This is a genomic window from Ktedonobacteraceae bacterium, assembly GCA_035653615.1.
GTDB lineage: Bacteria > Chloroflexota > Ktedonobacteria > Ktedonobacterales > Ktedonobacteraceae > DASRBN01.
Genome location: DASRBN010000042.1, coordinates 266,343 through 275,707, shown reverse-complemented (window position 1 = coordinate 275,707; position 9,365 = coordinate 266,343). Strand labels below are relative to the sequence as shown.

Annotated in this window: 8 protein-coding genes; 2 read left to right on the top strand and 6 right to left on the bottom strand. The window is 52.1% G+C overall.

Features of this window, described 5'->3' with window-relative positions; all coding sequences use genetic code 11:
- Nucleotides 1-136: 136 nt before the first annotated feature.
- The 3 genes from VFA09_26675 to VFA09_26665 all read right to left on the bottom strand — a co-directional run bounded on the left by VFA09_26675 (nt 137) and on the right by VFA09_26665 (nt 3,014).
- Nucleotides 137-364, bottom strand: coding sequence for a PIN domain-containing protein (locus VFA09_26675; protein HZU70889.1), 228 nt, complete (start codon nt 362-364; stop codon nt 137-139).
- A complete protein-coding gene (locus VFA09_26670) occupies nt 361-606 on the bottom strand; it encodes an AbrB/MazE/SpoVT family DNA-binding domain-containing protein (protein ID HZU70888.1) in 246 nt (81 codons plus the stop codon). The genes VFA09_26675 and VFA09_26670 overlap by 4 nt, the downstream gene beginning before the upstream one ends.
- 170 nt (nt 607-776) lie before the next feature.
- The gene (locus VFA09_26665; GenBank protein HZU70887.1) at nt 777-3,014 is read right to left on the bottom strand and encodes an AAA family ATPase; all 2,238 of its coding nucleotides are present in this window, start codon (nt 3,012-3,014) and stop codon (nt 777-779) included.
- A 517-nt stretch (nt 3,015-3,531) separates the two neighbouring features.
- Between VFA09_26665 and VFA09_26660 the strand changes: the two genes are divergently transcribed.
- The gene (locus tag VFA09_26660) at nt 3,532-4,749 is read left to right on the top strand and encodes an acyl-CoA dehydrogenase family protein (GenBank protein HZU70886.1); all 1,218 of its coding nucleotides are present in this window, start codon (nt 3,532-3,534) and stop codon (nt 4,747-4,749) included.
- Nucleotides 4,750-4,764: 15 nt separating this feature from the next.
- A complete protein-coding gene (locus tag VFA09_26655; GenBank protein ID HZU70885.1) occupies nt 4,765-5,448 on the top strand; it encodes a histidine phosphatase family protein in 684 nt (227 codons plus the stop codon).
- 94 nt (nt 5,449-5,542) lie between these two features.
- Here the strand turns inward: VFA09_26655 and VFA09_26650 are convergent, their stop codons facing one another.
- The 3 genes from VFA09_26650 to VFA09_26640 form a co-directional block, all read right to left on the bottom strand.
- Nucleotides 5,543-6,322 carry a hypothetical protein gene (locus VFA09_26650; GenBank protein HZU70884.1) on the bottom strand — a complete coding sequence of 260 codons (780 nt, stop codon included), beginning with the start codon at nt 6,320-6,322 and terminating at the stop codon, nt 5,543-5,545.
- A 186-nt stretch (nt 6,323-6,508) separates the two neighbouring features.
- On the bottom strand, nt 6,509-8,023 hold the full coding sequence (locus VFA09_26645; GenBank protein ID HZU70883.1) for a molybdopterin-dependent oxidoreductase: 1,515 nt from the start codon (nt 8,021-8,023) through the stop codon (nt 6,509-6,511).
- 252 nt (nt 8,024-8,275) lie between these two features.
- Complete coding sequence (locus tag VFA09_26640) at nt 8,276-9,205, bottom strand: hypothetical protein (GenBank protein HZU70882.1); 930 nt, start codon at nt 9,203-9,205, stop codon at nt 8,276-8,278.
- Nucleotides 9,206-9,365: the final 160 nt, after the last annotated feature.

Sequence of the window (9,365 nt, the reverse complement as noted above, 5' to 3'; positions counted from 1 at the left end):
GCGGGAGCGACGGCCTTTTGTCGCATCCGCGGTTATTTGTCGACGTTGCGCAAGCAGGGCGTGGATCTGCTTTCTGCTTTGGAGGCCACGTTGCGCGGTCATCCTGTCCTTCCTTCATTTCAGACTACCTGAGTAGTTACGCAAGTTCTTTGTCAAAATGAACGATTTCCAGACCTAATGAATCAAGTGATTCATGGATCGCGTCTTCCGGCATACCTCCCTCGCTCAGTTTTGCCACCACTTCGGAAAAGTTAATTGTGCTGATTGCGGCTCCCCCGGTTATGGCATCGATTACCTCCTCACTTCCAGGTTCGTCTTTTAAAAGGGCCAGTAGTGCTGAAGCATCCAGTACAGATTTACTCATTGCTCAACTTCCTGCCGGCGTTCGGTAATGAGTTCATCTGCCAGGGAGCGTGATTGAGGGATATAGCGGCGTACCAGTTCCTGTGCCCGCTTGATTGCCTGACGCGCGGTAAAGATGCGCACTTCTCCGTCTTCCAGGCGTAGAATCAGCTCATCTCCCACATGCAAGCCCAGAGCCTGACGATATTCTGCTGGAATTACTATTCGACCACCTTCCGTCAATTTTGTCTTGAACTCCATCATATGGCACCTCTTGTTCTATTTGTCAGAATGCTTCTTTTCTGATATTGGCGTACATTATACCATATAGTATTTTTCGCATACTGGTTGCCTTATGCTTCATCAATTGGCGTCAAAAAAAGCCGCTAAAGATACCGTCTTCTCTAGCGGCTTTTTTGATTACAGTTTTTCTATTACGCGGCCTGTGCCACTTTCTCGCCTTCGACGACGACTTTGCCATCGCGTAGCATCAAGTGGGCGGTCGTTCCGGGAGCGATTTCGCCCGCGAGCAATGCATCTGCCAGTGCATCATCGACGTAAGTCTGGATGGTGCGGCGCAGAGGACGCGCACCATACTCTTCGTCGAAGCCTTCGCGTAACAGCAGGTCTCGTACCTCGTCGCTGACAACCAACTCGATATGCTGCTCGCTCAGGCGGGCACGTACCTGGTTCAGCAACAGATCAACGATCTGGTACAGTTCCTCACGGCCCAGCGCGTGGAAGACTACGATCTGGTCAATACGGTTGATGAACTCGGGCCGGAACATGCGCTTCAGGCCCTCCATCGCCTTCGACCGGATCACCTCGTGCTGCTCGTCGCGCTCGTTTTCAGGCTTTGTTGGCAAGAAACCGATGCGAACGGCGCGCTTCATGTCGGCGCTGCCGGCGTTACTGGTCATAATCACCACGGTATTCTTGAAGTCTACCGTGCGACCCTGACCATCGGTCAAACGACCATCATCCATAATCTGCAACAGCGCGTTGAAGACCTCTGGATGGGCCTTCTCGACCTCGTCCAGCAGGATTACGCTGTACGGGCGGCGGCGTACTTGCTCGGTCAATTGACCACCCTCGTCGTGACCAACATAGCCAGGAGGGCTACCGAACAAACGCGAGACCGTATGCGGCTCCATGTACTCCGACATATCCAGGCGGATCAGGTTATCCTCACCGCCGAATAGTTCAGCGGCAATGGCTTTCGCCAGTTCCGTTTTACCTACACCGGTAGGACCAAGGAACAGGAACGATCCAATTGGGCGTTTTGGATCTTTCAATCCAGCACGCGAGCGACGAATAGCGCGGGAAACAGCACTGATAGCCTCGTCCTGACCGATCACACGCTTGCGCAGGTCATCTTCCAGGTTCAACAGGTTCTGGCGCTCTCCCTCGACCATCTGGCTGACGGGTACGCCTGTCCAGTTCTCAACAACTTGAGCGATCAGTTCAGGAGTGACCAGCAGGGTCACAGCATTGCCAGACTCAGCACGTGCTTTGTCCAGTTTGGCCTGTGTCTGCAGTTCCTTCTGCCGCAGTGTAGCCGCGCGCTCGTAATCTTCAGCGTTTGCAGCGGCTTCCTTCTTAGCCTGGATGTCTGCCAGCTCTTTCTCAAGATCGGAGATCAGGATCGGGCTAATAATGCCCTTCTCTGTCGCCTCAAGGCGTAAGGCTGAAGCAGCTTCGTCCATCACGTCGATAGCCTTATCAGGCAGGAAGCGATCATTGATGTAGCGATCAGAGAGCTTGACAGCCGCTTCAATCGCTTCGTCGGTGATACCTATGCCGTGGTGCAGTTCGTAATTGGGGCGCACGATGCGCAGCATCTCGATAGCCTCTTCGACCGAAGGCTCATCAACCAGCACTGGCTGGAAACGGCGCTCCAGGGCGGCATCTTTCTCTATATGTTTGCGGTACTCATCGAGCGTAGTCGCGCCGATACAGCGCAGTTCACCACGTGCCAGCGCTGGTTTCAGCATATCGGCAGCTCCAACTGCTCCCTCGGCGGCCCCGGCTCCAACGACCGTGTGCAATTCGTCTATGAAGACGATCACATCATCGGCCTGGCGCAGTTCCTCGAGAATTGATTTGATGCGCTGCTCGAACTGCCCGCGGAACATGGCACCTGCAACCATACCACCAATGTTCAATGTTACAATACGCTTACCGCGCAACGTAGCGGGAACATCACCGGCATGAATGCGGCGTGCCAGCCCCTCGACAATGGCTGTCTTACCTACACCCGGCTCGCCGATGAGTACAGGATTATTCTTTTGGCGACGACCCAGCACCGTGATTACGCGTTTCAGCTCGCGCTGACGACCGGCAGCCGGATCAAGCTTGCCCTCCGCCGCCTCTTTCGTAAGGTCTCGTCCATATTGATCTAGAGTTGGCGTTTTGCTATTGTTAGCCTGTCGCTGGGCGGTTGCCGTGTTCCTGGCGCCGGCAGCGGAAACAGGATTGCCGTTGTTGGAAGCGAAACCGAAAGGCGAGGGAGCGTCCTCAGGCATACCTGAGTCAAGGCCGCCCGTCTGCCCCATCGCGCTCATCAACTCCTCAACGCACTGCTGGCACAGGTAATGCTGTACCCGGCGGCCATTGACGATTTCGTCGACACGCACACGAGCGGGGGTTTGTTGACAACGTTCACACTTCATGTAATTCTATGCTCCTTGTTCTAGAAGCACGATCATGAAAATCTTACCTACTCGTTCACATCGGCTAAGGGGAAACTTACCTGAAAGGTCTGATATACCTGAGGGAAGCACCCTATCATTAACCTGCTACCTCGTTTGCAAGCAACTTTCATAATCGCGTCTGGGTTTAGCAGACTCACCTTGTGATTGCCAGATTATAACACATGGTTTTCTCTTTGTCTAGCACTCATCACGTGAGATTGCTAATTCACTCTTTATAACAGGGGAAAATAGCGAGATATTCCCAACTGAGAAGAGTTGGGAAAGCAAATCAATGATGAGCGAGCAGGAAGCTGTGTGGCACTTCGCGGGCAAGAATGCTAATGCACTTATGATAACATGCAATGGGTACGAGATATTCCCTCGCTTTCGTTATCACTCAATGCGCCTGAAAACGATGAGCCTTGTTTCACCGGTAAGCCGGGTAAATATGATATAGTCAAAGCGGAAGATGTCTGATTACACCTGGAGGATCACAATGGATTTTGCTTACTCTGACAAGGTCAATGCGCTACGACAACGTCTGAATGATTTCATGAACCGCTATATTTACCCGAATGAGCAGGTGTACCGCGACCAGATTGCTGCTTCCGGTAACCCTCATCATCATGCCGAAATCGTCGATGAGTTGAAAGCAAAGGCAAGGGCCGAGGGGTTATGGAACCTCTTTTTGCCGGACAAGGAGTATGGCGCCGGGCTGACCAACCTGGAATATGCGCCCCTTGCTGAGATCATGGGCCGGGTTGGATGGGCTTCTGAAGTCTTTAATTGTGCCGCGCCTGATACCGGCAATATGGAGATATTGGCCCAGTTCGGGACACCGGAACAGAAGCAACAGTGGTTGATGCCCTTGTTAGATGGCGAGATTCGCTCAGCCTTTGCTATGACCGAACCGGATGTGGCCAGTTCGGATGCCACGAACATCCAGCTTACCATTCAACGCGAAGGCGATGAATACGTGTTGAATGGTCGCAAGTGGTGGACATCGGGCGCGGCCCGCGAACGCTGCAAGATATTCATCGTCATGGGCAAGACCGACCCAAATAACCCGGACAGGCACAGGCAGCAGAGCATGGTACTGGTGCCCAAAAATACGCCCGGTGTGACGGTTGTGCGAAACCTGCCCGTTATGGGCTACGTGGATAATGAAAGCCACTGCGAAGTCGCTTTTGAGAACGTGCGCGTACCGGTGACAAATCTGCTGGGTGAAGAGGGTAGCGGCTTTGCCATTGCGCAGGCACGCCTGGGGCCGGGACGCATTCATCATTGTATGCGTGCTATAGGTGTTTCGCAGCGGGCATTAGAGTTGATGTGCCAGCGTGCTACTACGCGCGTCGCTTTTGGCAAACCGCTTGCCGAACAGGGCATGATTCAGGAATGGATTGCGCAATCGTACCTGGAGATCGAGCAAGCGCGCCTCTTAACGCTCAAGGCGGCCTGGATGATTGATACCCTGGGCAAAAAGGCGGCTCAGAACGAGATTGCAATGATTAAGATCGTAGCCCCGCAGGTCAATACGGATGTCGTCGACCGGGCTATTCAGCTCTTTGGCGGTGCAGGAGTCAGCGATGATTTCCCGCTGGCGTCGATGTGGGCGCACGGTCGCACGCTGCATATCGTTGATGGCCCTGACGAAGTGCATAAACGCTCGCTTGCCCGGTCTGTCATCCGCCAGTTGACTCATAAAGAATCGTAGGAAACAAACATATCTATGGAAGACCCTTTTTTGTTTCAGAAGGCTAATGCCGCCGAATTGTTTATCGTGCGTCACGCCGATGCTATTCCAGGACCGGAAGAGATTATTCCCAGTGGAGTATATGATGATCTACCTCTGAGTCGCATAGGACGTGAGCAGGCACGGGCATTAGCCGAGCGCCTGGGCAACACGCGTTTCGATGCCATCTACAGCAGTCCTCTGCGGCGCTGCCTGGAAACCGCGGCGCCTCTTGCCGAACAGTTGCATCTGACGCCAATCGTTGTTGAAGACCTGAAAGAAATCCGGCTGGGCGAAGTACGACCCATACCCAAAGATGGAAATGACCTGGCCGCGCTTTATGCCGCGTTGCAGGAGCGGCAAATAGACATCGTGCGTATAGCTGGAGAAAGCGGCAATTGGGATGCGATTCCTGGCAGCGAGCCGTCGCAAGCATTTCGCAAGCGAGTGGTTGATACTATAGATGGTATTGCAAATCAGCATATCGGCGAGCGCGTGCTGATTTGCGCTCACGGGGGTGTGGTGAATGCCTATGCCGCCGAGGTATTAGGCCTGGAGAAGGATTTCTTCTTTCCCGCCGCCAATACGTCAATTACCGTGGTACGTGTTGCAGGCACACACCGCGTACTCTACATCTTAAATGATATCGGGCATATGAAGAGGTCTATGAGCGCTTCGTGATATACATGAAGTGGGCTCCCTCAATGCTGCCAGGCGGTTTTCTTGAGGAAGCCCATTGCTATTGATCTGCTACAGCCGAAATAGTTAACCGCTACTACTGGGACGGGAAAAATCTGTGCCAGAGGTCCATAATCTGCTGGCGGCTTTCCGCGCCGGGCCAGGGCGTAAAGAGCAGCGCCAGGATAATGCCGGCGACAAGACCAAGACGGAAGAGGGTGCGAGCCCGCCTTCTCCTGCGCTGGAACTGAGCGACCTGGCTCTGTATGGAGTCTCGCGTATCGCCTAAACTATCCTGCATCTGCTTCAGGCCCTGCCCAGCCTTTTTCGCGCTCTTTTGCAGTGTATCCTGTGCCGTGTCTGATACTGATTGCAGCGCGCTCTGAGCCTGTGATAATCCAGACTGGACATTCTCCTGAACCGAGGATGCGAGCGGCTTCACGTTTTTCTGGGCTTTCTGTAGATTTTTCTGGGCCTTCTTCAGATTCTTCTGCGCGCTTTTCACATTCTCTGCGAGCATTCCCTGGGCCGCGTTCAGCCCAACTTGTAAGGCGCCCTGCGCTATTGATGCGCCCGTTGAGACTTTGTCCTGCACAGAATCCTGCACGTCCTGCACTTTCTTCTGTGCCTTCTTCTGAGCTTTGGTCATTTGCTTAGTAGCGACTGTCGAATTCTTTTGCAACAAATCCTGGGCCGCTTCTAACGCCAGAAGAACAGCTTCCTGGGCCTTTGACAGCCCTGTCTGTGCCGTATCCTGAGCAGTTGATACAGCTGATTGTACCTTGTCTTGAACCACGTTGACGCTCGATTGCGCAACATCTTTGGCTTTACTCTTCAAGTCGTTGCCGTTGAGTTGTTGCACGTCCATTGTTTTCATGGTACACCTCGCTTCTTTTCCCCTCTCATTCCTGTTATGGAGAGAGGATATTCTCTCTATATTTGTACGCTCTACGCTGAAATAGCATCTTTTCATGCATAGCGTCGAAAGCGTCGCGCTAAAAGCTCACTTACAGCACGGTTAAAGGGTTAATTGAGTTTCATTACGCCAGCAGGGATAGGAAATTTAGATTTCCGCTCCCCGACCATAGTACTGAAAGTCCTCGCGGAAACCTCCCTGTCCCTGCCCGACCTGGCTATAATCTTCGACCAGTTCGATGGAGCGGAGATACTTTACCATCTTGTAACCGAGCAGGGTCTCGATGCGTAGTCTGGCAGGCGCACCATGAACAATTGGTAATGGCTCTCCATTCATTTCATATGCCAGTATTGTTTGTGGATGGTTCGCCAGTTCCATATCGATCACTTCATAAAAGGTATGGCTCAGCGCTTCGGTAAGTTCGGGTTTTACCGATTCTTTCCCTTTTTGGTAGGAGACGAAAACAAGGTAGCGTGCATTGGGCAGCGGTTTGCAGCGTTTCAAAACCTCACTAACACATACGCCTCCCCATTCTGCCACGCCGCTCCAGCCCTGGATACAGTTATGCTTGGTGATTTGCGTTTGTTTAGGCATTGCCCGCAGGTCGGCGAGTGAAAGCTGCAGCGGTTGCTCAACCAGTCCGCATACTTCCAGCTTCCAATCCAGGAAGTTATTTTGCGCAAGGCGACGATACTCCTCGGTTTCTGGTGGGCGGCCGTTGACCCAGAAGTATGGCGTGATGTCTTTGGACGTGTAGTGTTGTTTTGATGTCTCACGGTGCAACAAAAACATTCTGATAGGGTCGACTACTGCGCCCAGCGCGTGTTGCATCAGTCGCTTATGCCGCAGCGTGAACCGCGTTGACCATGCATAGAAGGCAAACGCAAAGATGATACCGAGCGAGAATATCAGGGCAGCTAACCAGAAGGTTCCATGCTCGCTGCCAAGCGTGATATTGAGGATATTATCCGTTGGATAGACGTAGAATACGAGTGCTGTATGCACAATAATGAAGCCGATGAAGAGAATCAAGCCCACGAAATGCAGGCTGCGCGCGCTTTGTTTGCCACCCAGGAGCTTGAGGTACCAGGGATAATGTGCCTCAATTGAGGGCGACATGGCGGCGGCAGTTACCAACTGAAATGGAGCCAGTACAAAGACCACAAAAGCGTAAGCGAGCTGCTGTAAAGGATCATAGGGCGTGAAATCGCTTTTCGGTGGGATATGAAGCGTGATATAAGTGACGAAGGCATGCCAGGCATGCGGGAATATTGTCCAGGATGTTGGGATAAGCGTCGACCACTCACCTGTCGCGAACAACAGTGCCCAGTAGATGATACCGTTCAACAGCCAGAAGATGGCGACGAAAAAATGCCAGTGACGACCCAGACCCAGGTTATCTCCTCCTGGCTGCGCCAGCCAGGGTGATACAGGCACTTCATCATCCATCGATGTGTAGAGTTTATTCTCGGGCACTTTCGTCGTAGTAAATCTAATCCACTCTTTCTTCGGATTGCTGCTATCTGTCCAATAAAGCCGGGGATGGGCTGCTAAAATTTGGATGCCGCTGCGGATCATGATTCCTATAAAGAGCAGGTTGAAATAGTGTTGGATTCGTTCCCAGAGGGGGAAGTAGGTTGTTGCCGCTAATACAATATGCATATTCATCATTGCTCACACCGGGCTTTCTAGTAGGGGCGAAATGACATTGCGCGCCAGGAACATGGGTCAGGGTCTGCTCTCCGTTGCGGTTCCCTGCCTTCGTGCCTGGGCAACTTATCATGACAGTAATTGTTGAATTTATCGCCTTGCGATACTTCTACTTGCGATGCTTCTACTAAAAAATACGCTTTGGGGAGAGGCAACTGATACACAACGGTACAAGAGAATTCTGGTGTGTAGCAAAGAATGGTATTAATGCATATGTGCCCGCTTTACATTCAGATTATGGCCCACCAGTTCGGCGGGAACAAGCGAGGTATCTTGCCTATGGAGAGTCCTGGAGTGGGTTTTCAAATGAGAGACAAGGCGCTTCTCTCGTTCTCGCCGCGCGCGATATGCGGCATGCAGGATATATTCGGCCACGCTGGCCACTTTTCGGGGAACACCATAAAAACTGGGGAAATCGTTGATATCGACGATCATCAACCCCTGCGGGGTTTCCAGGACATCCACACCATATAAATCGAGGCCAAATGCCTGTCCTACCCGGCGAGCAATTTTGAGCATCTCCCGACTCACCGGTATTTCTTGCTCCTGCACCTCTCCATGCAGTGGTGAACTTTTCACAATCGCGTGAACCTCCTGGCCGGTGACGTAGAGTTTGATATCGTATCCGGTGTTTTCGACATAGTGCATAGCCAGGTAGTACGTCTGCTCATCTAATGCGAGTTTCGTCATTTCTTCTGGGGTATGCACAAGATGGATGTCTTGCAGAGAGGTGCCATTGCTCGGTTTGACGACAACGGGATAGACTTCGTGCGGCACATGGATTAAGGCGCGGGGATGACCAACAAAATATGTCAAAGGGACAGGAAGCCCCTGCGCCTGGGCGAACGCGACGGCAACGGCTTTATCGCGCACAAGGCGAATTGCGCGCGAATTATTAATGGTTGGTATACCTATAGCTTCGGCTGCTTCCAGAATCGTTAATCCGGGGCCATCAGAGACGGTTTTGAGAACGTAGGCGTCGTAGGTCGTTAATGAGAGATCGGTCAGGTTGGTCACAGCGGCATATGGTTGTAAGATATCAATGCTATGTCCCCATTGTTGTAACTGATCGGCTATAACCAGTGGCATGGGCTTCTTCGCATAGTACTCTTCCAGGATAAAGCAGAAGCGCATAATGGTAATTCCTCCAAATTGCGTCTTGATCTCAAGATACCTGATCTTTGAAGCATAGTATACGCGAAAAGATGCTTAAAGAATAGGAGGTGGTTCACAAATTCTTCGTAAAGATAGTGCCGTGTTCATAAAATAGCCCGGCATAGCTGATCATTAATTA